An 18,328-nucleotide genomic window follows, 5' to 3' on the forward strand; every position below is an offset into this window, starting at 1 on the left:
TGACGGCGCGCCGGTCACAGCATTCGGCAGCGTGCAAAGGCGGATCCACATCCGTCGTCACGGAGCGACGCATCTGCAGCACATCTGGGAGGAGACGCACCCATGGATTATTCCGCCACACCGCAGCCGCAAGCGGGCTCGCAAGAACGGGCCCACGACAGCCTGGCGTATGACACATCGACCTGTCATGGGCTGCTCGACAGCGTGCCTGCAAAAGCGCGCGGACGCGTCAGCCACGCCAAAGCCATCGCCGCCATTACGCTCGGCAACGGTCTCGAGTTCTTCGATTTCACCATCTACAGTTTTTTCGCCACGATCATCGGCAAGCTGTATTTCCCGGTCGAAGGGCAACTCGCGCAACTGATGCTCGCAGCGGGGACGTTCGGCGTGGGCTTCATCATGCGACCGGTTGGCGGTGTGGTGCTCGGCGCCTATGCGGACCGCGCCGGCCGCAAGGCGGCGATGAGTCTCACGCTGTGGATGATGACGCTCGGCTCAGCGATCATCGCTTTCGCACCGACCTATGCGGCAATCGGCGTGGCGGCACCGCTGCTGGTGATTCTCGCGCGGCTGATTCAAGGCTTTGCGCTCGGCGGCGAGATCGGCGCGTCAACCTCGCTGTTGATGGAATATGGGCGCGACAAGTCGCGCGGCTTTTACGGCAGCTGGCAGTTCGTGAGCCAGGGCTTGAATACCGTGTGCGGGTCGCTGCTCGGCGTCGCGCTGGCGGCGAGCCTGAGCACGCTTGCTCTGGAAAGTTGGGGCTGGCGCGTGCCGTTCGTGATCGGCATGACGATGGGCCCGATCGGGGTTTACATTCGCCGTCATCTGGACGAAACCTTGCCGCTCGCCGCGCAGCCGATCGAGGCCGAAACGCGGGATAAAGCAGGGCGCGCACGCAGCGAGGGAGGCACGAGCGAAGCGTGCATCGTCGCGGCGCATGCGCAACCGGTGCGCGAGATTTTTCGCAACCACCTCGGCGTGATTGCAACGGGCGTCGTGACGACCATTGGCGGCACGGCAGCGAACTACATCGTGCTGTTCTATCTGTCCACTTATGCGATCCGCATTCTGCATCTGCCCATGTCGCTCGCGCTGTGGGCTTCGTGGGCCGCAGCATTCGTCACCGTGATCCTGTCGCCGTTTGCTGGCGCGTTATCCGACCGCGTGGGCCGCAAGCGCGTGCTGTGGATCTCGCGTGTCTTGCTGATTGCTGCCGTGTATCCGGCGTTCATGCTGATCAATGCATCGCCGACGGTCCCCGTATTGCTGGCGGTCGTCGCTGTGCTTGCGGTGTTGGTGACCTTCACCGCCGTGCCGAATATCGTGATGTTGCCGGAGATGTTTCCGCGCGAAATCCGGGCAACCGGGATGTCGATCGTGTATTGCCTCGGTGTATCGATCTTCGGCGGCTTCGCGCAATTTTTCGCGACCTGGTTGATCCAGTTGTCGGGCAGCACGCTCGCGCCGGCGTGGTATCTGATCGGTTGCGGGCTGGTGTCGTTGCTGCCGCTGCCGTTCATGCGCGAAACGGCGGGCAGACCGATTGATTGAGGGACAACTCGCGCAAAGAAAAGGCCGGTGTCGCTCGAGCGACACCGGCCTTTCACTGCGGATCATTTTGGGTGCAACCTGCAACTACGCACTATCTCGCCTCCGGCACCCCTTCCGGCCGCGCGACGGTCTCGCTCTCGCGCGTTTCCGGCATGGCCGCCCACACCAGCAGCACCGCCAGCGCGCCAGCCGCTGCGAGACCGAAGAAGCTGACCGTATTGCTGAAACGATCCGCGATAAAACCTGCCGCCGCCGTACTCAAGGTCGCGCCGATCCCGGCCGCCAGTCCGAACAGACCGATACACAGGTTGTAGCGCCCCTTGCCGCCCGCCACATCCGCGGCGATCAGGGGCAGCATGACGCCGAACACGGCAGCGCTCAGCCCGTCGAGCATTTGCACCGGCACCAGCAGATAGGGGCTGCTGATGCCCGCGAACAACAGCGCGCGCAGCGGCAACGCGGAAAAGCCGAACAGCAGAATGGGCCGGCGTCCCCAGCGTTGCGCGGAGCGTCCCACCCACGGCGACATCATCGCGACGATCGCTTGCGGCACGATGATGCAGGCTGCAATCACGAGCTGCACGTTATCGCCCATGCCGGCCGTCACTTCGCCGGCCGCGAGGTTGAGCATCGCCGCGTTCGAGAGGTGGAACAGCACGATACAGGCCGCGAAGATCAACATGCGCTTGTCGCGTAGCAACTCGCGTAGGCTTTCGCGTTTCTCGTCCGCATCGGGTTCGGCTTTGGCCTGCGGCAACGGGTCGAGCGTGCCGGTGTTCTGCACCATGCTCAGCGCGATCAGCGCGGGCATGGCAAGCGCGGCGGTCAGCCAGAACACGGCGCGCGACGAGAAGTACTCGCCGAACAGCCCCATCAACCCGGCTGCGATCGCGCTGCCGATCGACGCCCAGCGCGCATTGCGGCCAAGCCGGTCGCCGAGGTTCTGGCGTCCCACCAGTGCGAACGAAATGGCGGCCATCGCCGGCACCAGCATGCAACTGGCAAAGCCGTGGAAAACCTCCGCGGCGATCACGGGCAGCACGGTCGGACTGCTGGCGAGCAGCACGGCGGAGAGAATGATCGCGATGATCGCCCAGGCCGCCGCGCCTTTCTTGTTACGCATGGCATCGACGGCGGCGCCGGCGGGCACCTGGCTCACCATCGCGCTGATGGTGCCGACCGACAGCGCCATGCCGATTTCCCCCTGGGTCCACTTGTGCGACGCCAGATAGGACGCGATGAAGGGCCCGAAACCCGTCTGCACGTTGGCGACGAAAAAGTTCATCCAGTCGAGCGCGCGCAGGCTGCGGGCATTAACCAAAAGGCGGCCTGTCATCGGGCCGCCCGTGCGGTCGAAGCCGCCGCTGTAGACGATGACGCAGCCGCGGCGGGCGCACTAGCGGGCGCTGCGGGCGCTGCGGGTGGTGCGGGCGAGACGGCGCGGACCGGCTGGCCGGTGTCGTAGGCCGGAGATGCGGCGATCGCGGCGTCGCTGAGATCCAGCAGCGGATAGAGCGCGTGGTCCTTGGTGCCGAAGTGCAGCGCGGACCAGTTGGCGGCAATCGTGCGCCGGTCGGTGTTGACGATGCCGCCGCTGACGTCGAGCACCACGGCTTGCGGCTGCGCGTTAGCGTCGATCAGCACGTCGACCACGCGGCCCACTTTGCCGCCGTTGGGCCGCTCGACAGTGGCATCGAGCAGCGGCAAGCGCGTCGCCGTTGCGGTGCCGGCAGCCGCCGCAGCGGCTTTCGAGCGGTCGGCGGGCGGCGCCTGGCCCGGCGCGAGATTGAGCGTGATAGTCGCGGCTTTGGCGTTCGGCGTGAAGCGGAACACGTTCCACGGGAAGTTGACCTTGCGGTCGCCGACCCCAAGGAAGCCCTGCAGGTTCACGACCATTTCGATCGGCTTGCCGCTCGCGTCCGTGACGAGATCGACGGCGCGGCCCACGACCTTGCCGTCGGGCTTCTGCACTTCGCTGTCGAGCAGGCCATGCGCCTGGTTGCGGTCGATCAGCCGCGTCACGATGAGCGGCGCAGGTGCGGGCGGCGGCGGAGGCGGCGGCGCGGGCGGGGGCGGCGGCTCCTCGGGCTTGCGGGGCGGGGCAGGAGGACGTTTCGGTTTCGGCGGCGCTTCGGGTTTGGCCGCTTCCGTCTGCACGGTGGTCTCGGGCGGTCCGGCCACGAGCGTGGAGCCGTCGGGCGAGACGAGGACCGGCACGGCCTCGGTGATCGGCGCCTGCTGCGGTCCGCGCAGCAAGCTGCAACCCGACAGGGCCATGGCCGCGAGGACGAGAAGGATCGGATAACGGCAAGCTGGACGTGGAAAACCGCCACTCATCAAGAAGGACTCCATGGGCGAGAGCGGAGGGTGCGATGGGCTCGCCGCACCCGCGGCTGCTGCAATTGAAACGGCGTATGCGTCAGAGTTTAACCCGCGGCGCGCCGCGTTCCGGCCCGCATTGACAGGAAAAACCGCGGACCCGGTTCATCTGCGCGGCGGATGCGGCATCGTGCAGCGCGAAGACCGACGGCAGGCGCGTGAAGAGCCGTAGGTGTATACGCGCGGGCTGGACCCGCATGCCGCCGTGGCTTAAACGATATAAGCATCGCGACATGACCGGCATGCCATTCATGCGATGGGAGCCATATTTGTATTCGCCTACATTTCGGGACAGCAACTGATGAACGGTGTTGACGCGGGTTGTGCCCCACAGGTTTCACCCGACACGTAGGTGCCCGATTGTAAGGGATGTCGGGAATCCTCGGATGAAAGCGGAGCGGCCTGAATCACAGGCTGTCCGTCTGGATGAACGTTCAAACCTTGCTTCACCCCACTACATAAACGCAACGAGACGAACCTGATGACAGCCGGTGCCCCGGCTGTTTCGGCATGCTGATAAAGGAGGCACTCATCATGATGGAACCCCACGCCCAGCCGATTTCCGATGTCGGCGTCGAAACCTTCGACTCCAAGGGCTTTCTCGACCGGTATTTCGAAATCTCCTCGCGCGGCAGTTCGCAGCGTCAGGAAATCATCGCCGGCGTCACCACGTTTCTGGCGATGGTCTATTCGGTGTTCGTCGTGCCTGGCATGTTCGGCAAGGCAGGCTTCGACACCAGCGCGGTTTTCGTGGCCGTGTGCCTGACCACGGCGTTCGGTTCGCTGCTGATGGGCGTCTGGGCCAAGCTGCCGATCGCGATCGGCTGCGCCATCTCGCTCACCGCCTTCACGGCCTTTGGTCTCGTGCTGGGCAAGGGCCTGCATCCGACCGTCGCGCTCGGCGCGGTGTTCCTGATGGGTATTGTCTTCACCGGTATTTCGGTGACGGGCGTGCGCTCGTGGATCCTGCGCAACCTGCCCTCCGGCGTGGCGCACGGTACGGGCATCGGCATTGGTCTGTTCCTGCTGCTGATCGCGGCCAACGACGTGGGCCTCGTCGTGAAGAACCCGGGCGCCGGTCTGCCGGTCTCGCTCGGCAATATCACGGCGCTGCCGGCGTTGATGTCGGTGGCGGGCCTGGCTGCGATCTTCGGACTGGTGCGCCGTCGTGTGCCGGGCTCGATCCTGATCGTGATTGTCGCGATTTCTGCGATCGGACTCCTGATCGATCCGGCCGTGGCGTTTCACGGTGTATTTGCCTTGCCGTCGCTGAGCGCGCCGGGTCACGCTTCGCTGATCGGCGCGATGGACATCAAGGGCGCGCTCTCGCTGGCGGTGCTGCCTAGCGTGCTGGCCCTCGTGATGACGGCCGTGTTCGACGCGACCGGCACGATCCGCGCCGTCGCCGGGCAGGCCGGTCAACTCGACGCCAATGGCCGCATCATCAACGGCGGCCGTGCGCTGACCGCGGACTCGCTGAGCTCGATCTTCTCGGGCTTTCTCGGCGGTGCACCGGCTGCTGCGTATATCGAATCGACGGTCGGCGTGGCAGCGGGCGCGAAGACGGGTATGGCCGCGGCCGTGGTCGGTCTGCTGTTCCTGGTGGTGATGTTCTTCTCGCCGCTCGCCGGCCTGGTGCCTTCGTATGCGACGGCTCCCGCGCTGATGTACGTCGGCCTGCTGATGCTGTCGAGCGTGAGCAAGCTGAATATGGACGACATGGTCGACTCGATGTCGGGTCTGGTATGCGCGGTGTTCATCGTGCTCACTGCCAACATCGTGACGGGCATCATGCTGGGATTCAGCACGCTGGTGATCGGCCGCATCGTGAGTGGCGAGTATCGCAAGCTGAACGTCGGCACGGTGGCGATTGCAATCGTACTGGCCGTGTTCTACCTCGGCGGCTGGGCGATCTGATTTCAGCGGGAGCGGTTGGTGCGATCGCTGTAACGCGTGGGTGGGAGGGGACTTCGCCTGCTCATCGCGTTCTTGACATCCCGTTTCGCGCGACTACACTTAACCTCATGGTTAAGTTTTCCGAAGCCGTTCTCGACCGCACCTTTGCGGCGCTCGCCGACCCGACGCGGCGTGCGCTCCTTGCGCGCCTTTCCGATAGGCACGATCTGTCGGTGAGCGAACTCGCGCAGCCGTTCGAGATGTCGTTGCCAGCGGTGATGAAGCATCTCGATGTGCTAGCCGAGGCCGGTCTCGTCACGCGTACCAAGACAGGCCGTACGGTAGCGTGCCGTTTGTCTGCCGGGCCGATGGAGGAAGCGATGCAGTGGCTCAACCGCTATCAGCGCTTCTGGACCGAACAGCTCGATCGGCTTGCTGCGTTTGTCGAAGAGGATGAGCCATGTCCACCCAACCCAGTCTCACGCTCCAGCGCCGTCTCAACGCCGCGCCCGCGAAAGTCTTCCGTGCCTGGACGGAACCGGCGCAAATCCTGAGGTGGATGCACCCGAACGACAACCAGATGATTCACGCGGAAGTGGAAGCGTGTGTCGAGGGGCGTTTTCAACTCGTGATGCGCGGCGTGGACGGTGCCGAGCATGCGGTCAGCGGCCGTTATCTGGAAGTGGTGCCGGACGCGAAACTGGTTTTCACGTGGACGTGGCGCTCGACCCCTGAACGCGAATCGCTCGTTACGGTGACCTTAAGACCTGACGGCGACGGCACGCTGTTGACGTTGACTCACGAACAGTTGGTTGGCGAAGCCGCGCGCGACGCGCATGCAGCGGGCTGGACGTCCGCGCTCGACGGGCTTGAACGCTACCTGGTGTGACTACTGAGGAAGGAGAGAGCAGATGGAACCGCATAGCACTGTCTCGAGGGAACAATGGCTGGTTGCGCGCCGCGCGTTGCTGGCCGAAGAAAAGGCCTTCACGCATGCGCGCGATGAACTGAACCGCAAGCGCCTGGCGTTGCCGTGGGTCAAGCTCGACAAGACCTATACGTTCGATACGCCGCAAGGCCGCAAGACGCTCGCCGAACTGTTCGACGGACGCAGCCAGTTGATTGTCTACCACTTCATGCTGGGCCCCGAATGGCAGGAGGGATGCCCTGGCTGCTCATTCCTGTCGGACAGTGTCGATGGTGTGCTGGCGCATCTCGAACATCACGACGTCTCGTACATGGCCGTTTCGCGTGCGCCGCTCGACAAGATCGAGGCGTTCAGAAAGCGGATGGGGTGGCGGTTTCGCTGGGTGTCGTCGCATGACAGCGATTTCAATTTCGACTACCACGTGTCGTTCACACCGGAGGAGATCGCGCAGGGCAAGGCCTTCTACAACTTCGAGGAACAGGACATTTCCGGCGACGAAGCGCCCGGGCATAGCGCGTTTTATAAGGACGAGGCCGGCGATCTCTTTCACACCTATTCGAGCTATGCGCGTGGTGGCGAGCCGTTTATCGGCACCTATACGCATCTGGATATCGCGCCGAAGGGACGTAATGAAGTCAGGAACCTGGGCGAGTGGGTCAAGCATCACGACCGTTACGGGGACGCGCCACGCGGATGTCCGGCGTGCGGCTAGCCGGCGTCAGTGAGCAGGGGCGCTTCCGGCAGGCGCCTCGATGCTCGCATCACGACTGCGTACTGCGATGTCCCGCTTCGTAGAACAGCGCAAACAGTTCGGACTGTGAATTAATGTTGAGCTTGGTATAAATGTGTTTCTTGTGGGCCCGCACGGTTTCGAACGAGATGGCCAGCTTTTCGGCAATCGCCCGCGTGGAGAATCCGCTGAGCGTCAGCATCGCCACCTCCACTTCACGCGCCGTGAGCGGCGTGTGTCCACCGGCCTGCGCCACCTGCGTGAAGCGCTCCGCGTAGGTCGGCACATCGGCGGCGGGTGGGGAACCTGTAGCAGTTCCTTTGTTCACCTCAACGGGTTCGCCCATGCCCGGCGCGGCGGATGTGTCGAAGGTTTCATGCGGCAAGCGCTGGCGCATCAGCGCGATCACCCACGGCGCGCACAGGGCCAGCACGGCGAGGTCCCGTTCGCCATAGCCGTGGGTCGCGCCGAGTGAAAACGCCAGCGTATGCCGCGCATCGATCCTATAGTTGAAGTGCACCTCGTCGCCGACGATGTTCTTCCTGAAGTAGCGCTGATAGTACGAAGTCATCGAGAAGTTGTCGGGCGCCACATCCGCGAGCGTGACGAAGCCCGATGCGGGCCGCTCGCACGCGTCGATATAAAACGGGTCGAGCTGATAGAGCGCCGCCAGATAATCCTGGAACATGACATCGACCGTGCCGTCGGGCGTCGGCGATTCGGCGCACACGAGCGGCGCCTCGTCCGGCGTGAAACGCAGCGCCACCCAGTTGTCGAAGGCCACGTAGCGTTGCAGCGCACGGGTGAGCCGGGTCCAGAACTGCGTGCTGTCGAGCGCCTCGATGACCGCGCCAATTTCCCTGTGAAAGGCGAGGTCGCGCCATTCGAGTTCCATGCCTGCTCCGTTGAGGGTAACCCAGCCGGGTGATTCCACGATAAATATGTCTGGTGATAATAGCGCCAGGCGCTTCGGCGACGGCCGAAATAATCAGTAGACGTGGACGAAGCGGACTGGCAAAGCAAGGAGACATCAATGCAGCTCGAACTGGCGCAGATTCCGATTCAGGATGGCGCGACCGACACCAACGTGCAACGCGTGCTCGAAGTGATCGAGAAACGTGCGGACGGTACGGATCTGATCGTCTTTCCCGAAACAACGCTTTCGGGCTTCCCCACCCGCGACACGGTGGCCGATGTCGCGCAACCGCTCGACGGCGCGGCCTTGACGCGCGTGCGCAACGCCGCGCGTTCGGCTGGCGTGGCGGTTGCGGCAGGTCTCGCCGAGCGCGACGGCAGCCGCTTTTACAACACCACGGTGCTGATCGACGCGCAGGGCGAACTGGCGCTGCGCTATCGCAAGACGCATCTGTGGGCGTCGGACGTCGGTGTGTTCGAACCGGGCGATCGCTACGAAGTGTGCAGCTTCAAGGGCATGACCGTCGGGATGTTGATCTGCTACGACATCGAATTCCCCGAGACCGCGCGCGCAGTCGCCTCGCTGGGCGCCGATCTGCTGCTGGTGACCAACGGCAACATGGATCCGTTCGGCCCGGTGCATCGCCGCGCGATCGTGGCGCGGGCAATGGAAAACCAGATGTTTGCCGCGCTTGTCAACCGGACCGGCACGGGTGACGACAACCTGAGCTTCCCCGGCGAATCGGCGCTGATCGATCCGTTCGGCGAGGTCGTCTGCGAAGCAGGCGCCGCGCAGACCGTGCTGCAAGCGAGCCTCGATCCCGCTCGGCTGGAAAACGCGCGTGAACATTATCGCTACCTGCATGACGCGCGCATCGCGCTGGATCTCAAGACGCTCGACGGCGAGAACGGCCAGCGTGTCCGCGTGATCCGTTAGGCGCGTGGCACGAGGCGAGGGTCCGGCGTTCGCGCGGACCGCTCTCGCCAGACCGCGCCACGATATCTGGAGTCGCAGTACTGGACCTGTTTCATCCAGCGGGTGATGCGGCACGTCCGTAGCAAACCTGATCATTCACTAAAACCGCCCGTTCGTCCGGCCACGCTGGCCGGCGATACCCAGGAGACACTGCATGACAACCTCATCCCCCGCCGAACGAGCGGGCACGCAAACCACGCACCTCAAGCGCACACTTGGCCTGCCTTCGGTATTGCTGTTCGGCCTCGCCTATATGGCGCCGTTGATCGTTTACGGTACTTACGGCGTGCTCGCCAGCGCGAGCAACGATACGGCCGCGCTCGCCTATCTGATCGCGTTGATCGCCATCGTGTTCACCGCGTTGAGCTACGGCAAACTCGCGCGGCTCTTCCCGGTAGCGGGATCGGCCTACACGTATACGCGCAAGACCTTCAATGCGCATCTGGGTTTCATGATCGGCTGGGCGACACTGCTCGATTATTTCTTCCTGCCGATGGTGATCTGGCTGATTGGCGCCGCCTATCTGAGCGCGGCCTTTCCGACGGTGCCGAGCTGGATCTGGATCGTCGCGTTCATCGTATTGACGAGCGCGCTGAATATCCTCGGCATTGAGCTCGCGAACCGCTTCAACATCGTGCTGATGGTGGTGCAACTGGCGATCGTCGCACTGTTCGTTGTCCTGTGCTGTCACTATGTGACGGCGGCGATGGGACCGGGCGGGCTGATTTCCGCTGAACCGTTCTTCAAGCCGCACGTGCCGTTCTCCGCGACCATGGCGGGCGCCGCGATTGCCGCGTATTCGTATCTCGGCTTCGATGCGGTGTCGACGCTCACCGAAGAGACCATTGCGCCGGAGAGGACCATGCCGCGTGCGATCGTCCTGATTGCGCTGATCGGCGGGGCGATCTTCGTGATTGCGGCCTATACGGTGCAGCTTGCGCACCCGGGCGCCGTGTTCAAGGATCCGGATTCCGCTGCGTTCGAAGTGGCGCGCATGGTGGGCGGCGATATCTTCGTGACGGTGTTTCTGGCCGGGCTGATTCTCGCGCAGTTTGCTTCGGGCATTTCGGCTCAGGCAAGCGTTGGACGTCTGCTGTATGCGATGGGCCGCGATGAAGTGCTGCCGCGGCGCATTTTCGGTTTCGTGCATCCGAAGTTCAAGACGCCGGCCATCAACATCGCGATTGCGGGAGTGGTGGGTCTGATTGCGTTGAAGCTCGATGTTGCGACTTCCACTTCGTTCATCAACTTCGGCGCGTTTCTCGCGTTCACCGCGGTCAATCTGTGCGTCGTACGCCAGTATTTTCTGGCCAAAGGCAGTGCGCAAACCATGGGTGTGCTGGGCGGCCTGCTGTTCCCGTTGCTGGGTGCGCTGGCGGATCTGTGGTTGCTGGTGAGCCTGGAGAAGACGGCGCTGGTATTGGGCGCGATCTGGTTCGTGCTGGGCCTGGTTTATCTCGGCTGGCTTACACGGGGCTTCCGTCGTGCGCCGCCGGAAGTGGCGGTGATCCTGTAAGTGCTGCTTCTGCCCGGTGTGTGAACTGGCATGCCGGGGCAGGGCCGGCGGCGCTGTCTGAGTGGATGGACTGCGCCGCCTTGCTGGCTATAGTGACAACTCGAAGGCGGGTCTGAGGAACAGTTCGATGGCCATGACGACGAGTCCCATTGCCGCGGCCGCGATGGTCAAGGTGCCGTATTCGTCGTAGCGCACGTCATAGAGACATGCGACGACGAACAGGATCGCCATCAGGTTGGTCAGCCAATCGAAATTTAGCGCGAGGCTCATCGAGGGATCCGGGCTCGAAGGTCGGTTCGCGTTTGCGAAACGACGCATTAATTCGGCTGGATTTTAACGAGTTGAGCTTACGAATTCGCAACAAAATCGCTTACACAGATTACGCCCTGGAGGGCGCCGTCAGCGCCCGGAGGAAGTCCCCTTGGGGGGCGCCCTGGAGGGCGCCGTCAGCGCCCGGAGGAAGTCCCCTTGGGGGGCGCCCCAAAGGGCGCTGATCTCCTACCGCGCCACCATCTCCTTCTCGATCCACTCCACCACCGAATTCCGCTTCGGCTGCCACCCGAGCAGCTTGCGCGCCCGTTCGCCCCGTACCCGGCTATTCGAGCCGAGCCCGTAGTTCGCCATTTCATAGCCCCATTCCTTTTCGGCCTCGGCCAGCGGCCAGTCCTGCGCTGGTCCCAGGTTCATCGCGCGGGCGATAGCGGCACTCATGTCGCGGAACGATGCCTCACCGCTTTCCACGAAGTAGAACGTGCCGCCCGGCGTCTTCTCCAGCGCGAGCCGATACAGCTCGACGACGTCGTCGATATGCACGTTCGACCAGATGTTGCCGCCGCTTCCCACCTGCCGCACGACACCGCTTTTCTGCGCCTGGCGCACGAGGCGCGGCAATTGCACGCTGGCGCTACCCGCCACGGCGCCGTGGCCATAGATCAGCGTATTGCATAGCACGGCTGAGCGAATATTCTGCTGGGCCGCTTCGAGCACCAGACGGTCGATGGCAACTCGGGCCGCTTTGTCCGCAGTCGGTTCGGGCAGAGCGTCTTCGTGATAGATCGCGGCCGCGCCGGCTTCGCCACCGGATGCATCGCCGACGATGCTCGAACCGCTCGTATGCAAAAACGGCTTGCCGGAGCCAGCGAGGCCTTCGATCAGCGCTTCCACGGCCGCACGGTGGTCGCTGCTGGCCGCGTTGATGACGGCGTCCGCGGCCTGGGCTTCGGCGATCAGCAACGCGCGATCGTCGAGCGTGCCGGCGACCGCTTCGATGCCATGGCGCTGCAGCTCAGCAGCGTGTTCAGGATTCCGGATCAGGCCGCGTACGTGGTGTCTGGCGCGCACGAGGCCCGCCGCAATCGAGCCGCCAATAAAACCGCTGGCACCGGTGATGAATATGTTCAAGACGTTCTCCTAATGGCTGGGACAGCCGGGATAAGCGGGAATCGCTGGATTTCCGCTGCAGTGGAGCCAGTATCCGCCGTCTTGATTCTGGCAAAAAGCGTGTTAGTCTCAAATCAATCTTGACTTGAAATCAACAATGAAGACTTCGACCGACGAGCTGCTGGTTTTCGTGACCGTAGTCGACAGCGGCTCGATCACGGCCGCCGCCGAAAAGCTGCAACAGACGGTGTCGGGCGTGAGCCGGGCACTGACGCGGCTCGAAAAGAAGCTCGACACGGCCCTGATTCGCCGTACGACACGGCGGCTGCAACTCACGGAAGAGGGCGCATTGTTCCTCGGCCGGGCACGGGCGATTCTCGACGCCATGGAAGAGGCCGAGCAGTCCGTCGCCCGGCGGCGCGAGCGGCCCAGCGGGCGTCTGCGCGTGGATGCGGCGTCGCCCTTCATGCTTCACTGCATCGCGCCGCATATGCAGGCGTTTTCGGCGCTGTACCCGGAGATCCATCTCGAGCTGACCAGCAACGAGCGGATCGTCGATCTGCTCGAACAGACGGTGGATATCGCGATCCGGATTGGCGTACTGCAGGATTCGACGCTGCATGCGCGCTCGCTCGGCAGCAGCAAGCGGCGCGTCGTGGCGAGCCCGGGTTATCTGGCGCGGCACGGCGAGCCGGATGCTGCCGAGGCGCTGCATGCGCATCGTCTGATCGGCTTTACGGCGCCCGAGCATCTGAACCGCTGGCCGCTGCGCGACGGCGAACGTGCTGCGTTGAAGATCGCGCCCGCCATGACGGCGTCGAGCGGCGAGACGATCCGTCAACTGGCCATGGCGGATAGCGGTATCGCCTGCCTGTCCGATTTCATGACGCTCGCGGACGTACGCGATGGACGGCTCGTGCGAATTCTCGAAGACGTGCTGGTCGACGACCGGCAACCGGTCAGTGCGGTGTTTTATCAGAGCGCCACGCTGGCCGGCCGGGTGCAGGCGTTTCTGGATTTCATCGGGCCACGCCTCGACCTTTAGTCACACTTCTCCATCATTTCAAGCGGACGATCCGCTGTATATACAAGTTCTCGTGAAATGACGGCGCAGGTTGGCACGCCCTCACTGGGTGCAGCGCCACGCACCGGCCCGGTGAATTTCTGCGAAAAGCATGCCAGCAATGCGGCAGGGCTCAACCAGACCCTCGGGAAACCACTAATCACAAACGATTAAAAATAAGTTGTATATACAAGCTGGCGCCGCTAGACTTCTCTCAACTTGTATAGACAGGACTCACTTCCATGATGACGCTCAAGCCCGGCCACCTGACTCTCCCGCAACTGCGCCAGATCGCGCGTGAACAGGTCACGCTGCAACTCGATCCCGCCAGCTTTGCCGCCATCGACGCCTGCGCGCAGGCGGTCGCCGATATCGCCGCGAAGGGCGAGCCCGCTTACGGCATCAACACGGGTTTCGGGCGGCTTGCCAGCACGCATATCCCGCGTGAGCAGCTCGAGCTGCTGCAACGCAATCTGGTGTTGTCGCACGCGGTCGGCGTGGGCGAGCCCATGTCGCGTCCGGTCGTGCGTCTTCTGATCGCGCTCAAGTTGTCGAGCCTCGGCCGCGGTCATTCCGGCATCCGCCGCGAAGTGATGGACGCGCTGATCACGCTGTTCAATGCCGACGTGCTGCCGGTGATTCCGGTCAAGGGCTCGGTGGGCGCCTCGGGCGACCTCGCGCCGCTCGCGCACATGTCGGCCACCCTGCTCGGCGTCGGCGATGTGATCGCCAAAGGCGAGCGCATGGCCGCCACCGAAGGCCTGCGCCTCGCCGGTCTCAAGCCGCTCACGCTGCAGGCGAAGGAAGGCCTGGCGCTGCTGAACGGCACGCAAGCCTCGACCGCGCTGGCGCTGTACAACATGTTCGCCATCGAAGATCTGTACCGTACGGCACTCGTGGCGGGTGCGTTATCGGTGGATGCGGCGGCCGGATCGGTCAAGCCGTTCGACCATCGCATCCATGATCTGCGCGGTCATCAAGGTCAGATCGAAGCCGCGGCGGCGTACCGTTCGCTTCTCGACGGCTCGGCCATCAATCTGTCGCACCGCGATTGCGGCAAGGTGCAGGATCCGTACAGCCTGCGCTGCCAGCCGCAGGTCATGGGCGCGTGTCTCGACCAGATGCGCCATGCGGCCGACGTGCTGCTGATCGAAGCCAATGCCGTCTCAGACAATCCGCTGATTTTCCCGGACACGGGCGAAGTGCTGTCGGGTGGCAACTTCCACGCTGAACCGGTAGCGTTTGCCGCGGACAATCTCGCGCTGGCCGCGGCCGAAATCGGTGCGCTCGCCGAACGTCGCATCGCACTGCTGATCGATTCCACGCTGTCCGGTCTGCCGCCGTTCCTCGTTCGCGACGGCGGCGTGAACTCCGGCTTCATGATCGCCCACGTCACGGCGGCTGCGCTTGCATCGGAAAACAAGACGCTCGCGCATCCGGCTTCGGTGGATTCGTTGCCGACCTCCGCGAACCAGGAAGACCACGTATCAATGGCGACGTTTGCTGCGCGCAAGCTCGGCGACATCGCCGAGAACACGGCCAACATCCTGTCGATCGAACTACTCGCCGCCGCGCAAGGCGTCGATCTGCGCGCGCCGCATGAGACCAGCCCGAGCCTGCAGAAAGTCATGCAGACCGTGCGCAAGGAAGTCGCGCATTACGAACTCGATCACTACTTTGCACCGGACATCGCCGCGATCACGCATCTCGTGCAGAACGGCACGATCGCCGCGCATAGCCCGTACGTGTTCCCGTCCGAACAGTAAGCACCGCAACGGCACTCACGGCACATCGAGCATGAACGCACCGGCCTATCAGGGGATCAAGGACTTCATCCTCGCCCGCATTCACGCGGGCGAATGGGGTGAAGGCGACCAGGTCCCTTCGGAAAACGAGCTCGCACGCGAGTTCAACGTGGCGCGCATGACGGTCAACCGTGCGCTGCGCGAGCTTACCTCCGAGCAGGTGCTCACACGCGTGCAGGGATCGGGCACCTTCGTCGCACGACCGAAGTACGAGTCGACGCTGGTGGCGATCCGCAGCATTTCCGACGAGATCGTCGCGCGCGGCCACCGCTATCAGGCGAAGGTGCTGCATGTCGGCGCCGCGATTGCCGACGAGGCGCTCGCCGACGAGATGCAGGTGAGCGCCGGCAGCCCGGTGTTCCACTCGCGCGTGCTGCATTTGGAAAACGACGAACCCGTGCAGCTCGAAGAACGCTGGGTCAACCCGGCGGTCGCTCCCGAGTATGCGTTGCAGGACTTTACCAACACCACGCCGAACCAGTATCTGGTGCACGTCGCGCCGCTGCAGCGCGTCGAGTACCGCATTGAAGCGTCGGTGACGGATGCCGATACCCGGCGCCTGCTGACCATGGATGAACTCGAACCGTGCCTCGTGCTGCATCGTCGCACGTGGTCGCAGAGCCTGGTCGCTTCGGTGGCCAATCTCTGGCATCCCGGCAGCCGTTACCGCTTCACTGGACACTTCTGATTTCGCTGATCCGCTTTGCGTTTTTTGACCTGATTCCCGAGTACTTTCCAGCCTCCGAGGGCCACCATGAACAACCCCAAGCACTTCGACCCACGTCTCGACCCGACCCGCACGATCCGCGCCCCGCGCGGTGCGGAAAAGACCTGCAAGAGCTGGCTGACGGAAGCCGCGTACCGGATGATCCAGAATAATCTGGACGCCGAAGTAGCCGAGCATCCGCATGCGCTCGTGGTATATGGCGGCATTGGCCGCGCCGCGCGTAACTGGGATTGCTTCGATCAGATTCTCACCTCGCTGAAAGATCTCAACGACGACGAAACGCTGCTGATCCAGTCGGGCAAGCCGGTTGGCGTGTTCAAAACACATGCCGACGCACCGCGCGTGCTGCTGGCCAATTCCAACCTCGTGCCACATTGGGCGACGTGGGAACATTTCCACGAACTCGACCGCAAGGGCCTGATGATGTACGGCCAGATGACGGCGGGCAGCTGGATTTACATCGGCAGCCAGGGGATTGTTCAGGGCACCTACGAAACCTTCTTCTCGGTGGCGAACCAGCATTTCAACGGCAACCCGAAGGGCCGGTGGATTCTGACGGGCGGTCTGGGCGGCATGGGCGGCGCACAGCCGCTGGCGGCGACCATGGCCGGCTTTTCGATGATCGCGGTGGAGTGCGACGAGTCGCGCATCGATTTCCGTCTGAAGACCCGTTACGTCGACCGCAAGGCGAAAACGCTGGATGAAGCGCTGGCGATCGTCGAAGACGCGAAGAAAACCGGCAAGCCGGTTTCGGTTGGGCTGCTCGGCAATGCAGCGGACGTGTTCGCCGAGTGCGTCGCACGCGGCATCACGCCGGACTGCGTGACCGACCAGACGAGCGCGCACGATCCGATCCACGGCTACCTGCCGCAAGGCTGGAGCGTGGAAGACTGGCGCGAGCGTCAAAAGACGGTGCCGGACAGCATCGTCAAACCTGCGAAACAGTCGATGGCCGAGCAGGTCAAGGCCATGCTCACGCTGCAGGAACGCGGCGCGGCGACGCTCGACTACGGTAACAACATCCGCCAGATGGCGCTGGAAATGGGCGTCGAAAACGCCTTCGATTTCCCGGGTTTCGTGCCGGCGTATATCCGCCCGCTGTTCTGCGAAGGCAAGGGCCCGTTCCGCTGGGTTGCGCTGTCGGGCGATCCTGAGGACATCTACAAGACCGATGCGAAGGTCAAGGAACTGATCCCCGACGATCCGCATCTGCACAACTGGCTCGACATGGCGCGCGAACGCATCGCGTTCCAGGGTCTGCCGGCGCGGATCTGCTGGGTGGGCGTGAAGGATCGTTATCGTCTTGGACAAGCGTTCAACGAGATGGTCAAGAACGGCGAGTTGAAGGCACCGGTCGTGATTGGCCGCGATCATCTGGATACCGGCTCGGTGGCCAGCCCGAATCGCGAAACGGAATCGATGAAGGACGGTTCGGATGCCGTCAGCGACTGGCCGTTGCTCAACGCGCTGCTGAACACGGCGGGCGGCGCGACGTGGGTGTCGCTGCACCATGGCGGCGGCGTCGGCATGGGCTTTAGCCAGCACTCCGGCGTGGTGATCGTCGCCGACGGCACCGATGAAGCCAGCAAGCGCCTCGGCCGCGTGCTGTTCAACGACCCGGCCACCGGTGTGATGCGTCACGCGGATGCCGGCTACGAACTCGCGCAGGAAACCGCGCGCGAAGTGGGGCTCAACCTGCCGATGCTGGGTCGCTGATCGTGGCGCCGTCCTTGCCGGTCGAGCCCAGCAACCCGGCGTCCACGGGTGCGGTTCCGGCCCTTGGCGTGAGGTTGCTGCGCGGTGCGGAGCGCGTGGCGGCGCCGTGGAAGAACGGCGGCGGTGTCACGCGTGAAGTGGCCGCGTTCCCGGAAGGTTCGGGACTCGACGCGTTCATCTGGCGCGTGAGCATTGCAGACGTTGCGCAGGCAGGGCCGTTCTCACACTTTGCGGGCATCGATCGCACGCTGGTGTTGTTGGCGGGCGCGGGTATGCTGCTCGATGAGGCGCAGGGGCCGACGCATGCGCTGACGCAGCCGCTCGATATCGCGCGGTTTGCGGGCGAGACGGCGATCGAAGCGCGTCTGGTCGACGGAGCGACGCGCGATTTCAACCTGATGGTGCGGCGTGGCGCGGCAACCGGCGAACTCGATGTATGGCGCAGCGACGGTGGCACGAGCGGGCCGTCAACGCGCAAACTGTCCGCTGACGTCGTGCTGCTGTTCTGCGCGGCGGGTTCGCTCGAAGTGACGTTGGGCGATGCCGCTCCGATGACGCTTGCAGTAGACGACACGCTGCAGATCGAGGCCCCGGATGCGTTGACGTGCGGGGTAAGCGGTGAGGGCGCGCTGCTCGTCATTCGCTTGCAGTACGCGTGACCTGACAAAAAGCGGCGCAGACGGGCCGCGCCGGCACGCCACGTTAGCAGGACGAACCAACCGCACTACACGCATTGCCTGAAG

Annotated in this window: 17 protein-coding genes; 12 read left to right on the forward strand and 5 right to left on the reverse strand. The window is 63.8% G+C overall.

All coding sequences use genetic code 11. The annotated features are described in order from the left end of the window. Nucleotides 1–102 precede the first annotated feature (102 nt). Entirely contained in the window at nt 103–1,554 is a 1,452-nt protein-coding gene (locus P3T43_RS20995) for an MFS transporter (RefSeq protein ID WP_429282964.1), read from the forward strand. Between the two features lie 91 nt (nt 1,555–1,645). Here the strand turns inward: P3T43_RS20995 and P3T43_RS21000 are convergent, their stop codons facing one another. Next, the gene (locus P3T43_RS21000; RefSeq protein ID WP_429282965.1) at nt 1,646–2,890 is read right to left on the reverse strand and encodes an MFS transporter; all 1,245 of its coding nucleotides are present in this window, start codon (nt 2,888–2,890) and stop codon (nt 1,646–1,648) included. Further along, the gene (locus tag P3T43_RS21005; protein WP_429282966.1) at nt 2,887–3,891 is read right to left on the reverse strand and encodes a PRC-barrel domain-containing protein; all 1,005 of its coding nucleotides are present in this window, start codon (nt 3,889–3,891) and stop codon (nt 2,887–2,889) included. The genes P3T43_RS21000 and P3T43_RS21005 overlap by 4 nt, the downstream gene beginning before the upstream one ends. A 576-nt stretch (nt 3,892–4,467) precedes the next feature. Here P3T43_RS21005 and P3T43_RS21010 point away from each other — a divergent pair. The 4 genes from P3T43_RS21010 (at nt 4,468) to P3T43_RS21025 (ending at nt 7,469) form a co-directional block, all read left to right on the forward strand. Continuing rightward, nucleotides 4,468–5,850: an NCS2 family permease gene (locus P3T43_RS21010; protein WP_429282967.1), complete on the forward strand. Its 1,383-nt coding sequence runs from the start codon at nt 4,468–4,470 to the stop codon at nt 5,848–5,850. A gap of 107 nt (nt 5,851–5,957) precedes the next feature. Beyond that, nucleotides 5,958–6,383: an ArsR/SmtB family transcription factor gene (locus P3T43_RS21015; RefSeq protein ID WP_429282968.1), complete on the forward strand. Its 426-nt coding sequence runs from the start codon at nt 5,958–5,960 to the stop codon at nt 6,381–6,383. Beyond that, nucleotides 6,290–6,718: an SRPBCC family protein gene (locus tag P3T43_RS21020; protein ID WP_429282969.1), complete on the forward strand. Its 429-nt coding sequence runs from the start codon at nt 6,290–6,292 to the stop codon at nt 6,716–6,718. Before P3T43_RS21015 ends, P3T43_RS21020 begins: the two co-directional genes overlap by 94 nt. 22 nt (nt 6,719–6,740) lie before the next feature. After that, complete coding sequence (locus P3T43_RS21025) at nt 6,741–7,469, forward strand: DUF899 domain-containing protein (RefSeq protein ID WP_429282970.1); 729 nt, start codon at nt 6,741–6,743, stop codon at nt 7,467–7,469. A 49-nt stretch (nt 7,470–7,518) separates the two neighbouring features. Here the strand turns inward: P3T43_RS21025 and P3T43_RS21030 are convergent, their stop codons facing one another. Beyond that, on the reverse strand, nt 7,519–8,382 hold the full coding sequence (locus P3T43_RS21030) for a response regulator transcription factor (protein WP_429282971.1): 864 nt from the start codon (nt 8,380–8,382) through the stop codon (nt 7,519–7,521). Nucleotides 8,383–8,520: 138 nt separating this feature from the next. Here P3T43_RS21030 and P3T43_RS21035 point away from each other — a divergent pair, with 138 nt between their 5' ends. Both P3T43_RS21035 and P3T43_RS21040 read left to right on the forward strand, forming a co-directional pair. Then, the gene (locus tag P3T43_RS21035) at nt 8,521–9,339 is read left to right on the forward strand and encodes a carbon-nitrogen hydrolase family protein (protein WP_429282972.1); all 819 of its coding nucleotides are present in this window, start codon (nt 8,521–8,523) and stop codon (nt 9,337–9,339) included. Between the two features lie 193 nt (nt 9,340–9,532). Beyond that, nucleotides 9,533–10,894: an APC family permease gene (locus tag P3T43_RS21040; RefSeq protein ID WP_429282973.1), complete on the forward strand. Its 1,362-nt coding sequence runs from the start codon at nt 9,533–9,535 to the stop codon at nt 10,892–10,894. Between the two features lie 87 nt (nt 10,895–10,981). Here P3T43_RS21040 and P3T43_RS21045 read toward each other — a convergent pair whose 3' ends face one another. After that, entirely contained in the window at nt 10,982–11,164 is a 183-nt protein-coding gene (locus P3T43_RS21045; RefSeq protein ID WP_429282974.1) for a hypothetical protein, read from the reverse strand. Between the two features lie 228 nt (nt 11,165–11,392). Then, on the reverse strand, nt 11,393–12,295 hold the full coding sequence (locus P3T43_RS21050) for an NAD-dependent epimerase/dehydratase family protein (RefSeq protein ID WP_429282975.1): 903 nt from the start codon (nt 12,293–12,295) through the stop codon (nt 11,393–11,395). Nucleotides 12,296–12,431: 136 nt separating this feature from the next. On the opposite strand from P3T43_RS21050, the gene P3T43_RS21055 reads away from it, so the two are divergent. The 5 genes from P3T43_RS21055 to P3T43_RS21075 all read left to right on the forward strand — a co-directional run bounded on the left by P3T43_RS21055 (nt 12,432) and on the right by P3T43_RS21075 (nt 18,244). Next, nucleotides 12,432–13,319, forward strand: coding sequence for a LysR substrate-binding domain-containing protein (locus tag P3T43_RS21055; protein ID WP_429282976.1), 888 nt, complete (start codon nt 12,432–12,434; stop codon nt 13,317–13,319). A 260-nt stretch (nt 13,320–13,579) separates the two neighbouring features. After that, nucleotides 13,580–15,103, forward strand: coding sequence for a histidine ammonia-lyase (gene hutH / locus P3T43_RS21060; RefSeq protein WP_429282977.1), 1,524 nt, complete (start codon nt 13,580–13,582; stop codon nt 15,101–15,103). Between the two features lie 31 nt (nt 15,104–15,134). Then, nucleotides 15,135–15,830, forward strand: coding sequence for a histidine utilization repressor (hutC, locus tag P3T43_RS21065; protein ID WP_429282978.1), 696 nt, complete (start codon nt 15,135–15,137; stop codon nt 15,828–15,830). 66 nt (nt 15,831–15,896) lie between these two features. Beyond that, on the forward strand, nt 15,897–17,585 hold the full coding sequence (gene hutU, locus P3T43_RS21070; protein ID WP_429282979.1) for a urocanate hydratase: 1,689 nt from the start codon (nt 15,897–15,899) through the stop codon (nt 17,583–17,585). 68 nt (nt 17,586–17,653) lie between these two features. After that, nucleotides 17,654–18,244, forward strand: coding sequence for a HutD/Ves family protein (locus tag P3T43_RS21075; RefSeq protein WP_429282999.1), 591 nt, complete (start codon nt 17,654–17,656; stop codon nt 18,242–18,244). Nucleotides 18,245–18,328 lie beyond the last annotated feature (84 nt).

The organism is Paraburkholderia sp. GAS41, from assembly GCF_050436545.1.
Taxonomy (GTDB): Bacteria; Pseudomonadota; Gammaproteobacteria; order Burkholderiales; family Burkholderiaceae; genus Paraburkholderia.

Excerpts from the sequence above, each read along its gene's own strand:
- P3T43_RS20995 (WP_429282964.1), top strand. The coding sequence starts at position 103 with ATGGATTATTCCGCCACACCGCAGCCGCAAGCGGGCTCGCAAGAACGG.
- P3T43_RS21000 (WP_429282965.1), bottom strand. The coding sequence starts at position 2,890 with ATGACAGGCCGCCTTTTGGTTAATGCCCGCAGCCTGCGCGCGCTCGAC.
- P3T43_RS21005 (WP_429282966.1), bottom strand. The coding sequence starts at position 3,891 with ATGAGTGGCGGTTTTCCACGTCCAGCTTGCCGTTATCCGATCCTTCTC.
- P3T43_RS21010 (WP_429282967.1), top strand. The coding sequence starts at position 4,468 with ATGATGGAACCCCACGCCCAGCCGATTTCCGATGTCGGCGTCGAAACC.
- P3T43_RS21015 (WP_429282968.1), top strand. The coding sequence starts at position 5,958 with ATGGTTAAGTTTTCCGAAGCCGTTCTCGACCGCACCTTTGCGGCGCTC.
- P3T43_RS21020 (WP_429282969.1), top strand. The coding sequence starts at position 6,290 with ATGTCCACCCAACCCAGTCTCACGCTCCAGCGCCGTCTCAACGCCGCG.
- P3T43_RS21025 (WP_429282970.1), top strand. The coding sequence starts at position 6,741 with ATGGAACCGCATAGCACTGTCTCGAGGGAACAATGGCTGGTTGCGCGC.
- P3T43_RS21030 (WP_429282971.1), bottom strand. The coding sequence starts at position 8,382 with ATGGAACTCGAATGGCGCGACCTCGCCTTTCACAGGGAAATTGGCGCG.
- P3T43_RS21035 (WP_429282972.1), top strand. The coding sequence starts at position 8,521 with ATGCAGCTCGAACTGGCGCAGATTCCGATTCAGGATGGCGCGACCGAC.
- P3T43_RS21040 (WP_429282973.1), top strand. The coding sequence starts at position 9,533 with ATGACAACCTCATCCCCCGCCGAACGAGCGGGCACGCAAACCACGCAC.
- P3T43_RS21045 (WP_429282974.1), bottom strand. The coding sequence starts at position 11,164 with ATGAGCCTCGCGCTAAATTTCGATTGGCTGACCAACCTGATGGCGATC.
- P3T43_RS21055 (WP_429282976.1), top strand. The coding sequence starts at position 12,432 with ATGAAGACTTCGACCGACGAGCTGCTGGTTTTCGTGACCGTAGTCGAC.
- hutH (WP_429282977.1), top strand. The coding sequence starts at position 13,580 with ATGATGACGCTCAAGCCCGGCCACCTGACTCTCCCGCAACTGCGCCAG.
- hutC (WP_429282978.1), top strand. The coding sequence starts at position 15,135 with ATGAACGCACCGGCCTATCAGGGGATCAAGGACTTCATCCTCGCCCGC.
- hutU (WP_429282979.1), top strand. The coding sequence starts at position 15,897 with ATGAACAACCCCAAGCACTTCGACCCACGTCTCGACCCGACCCGCACG.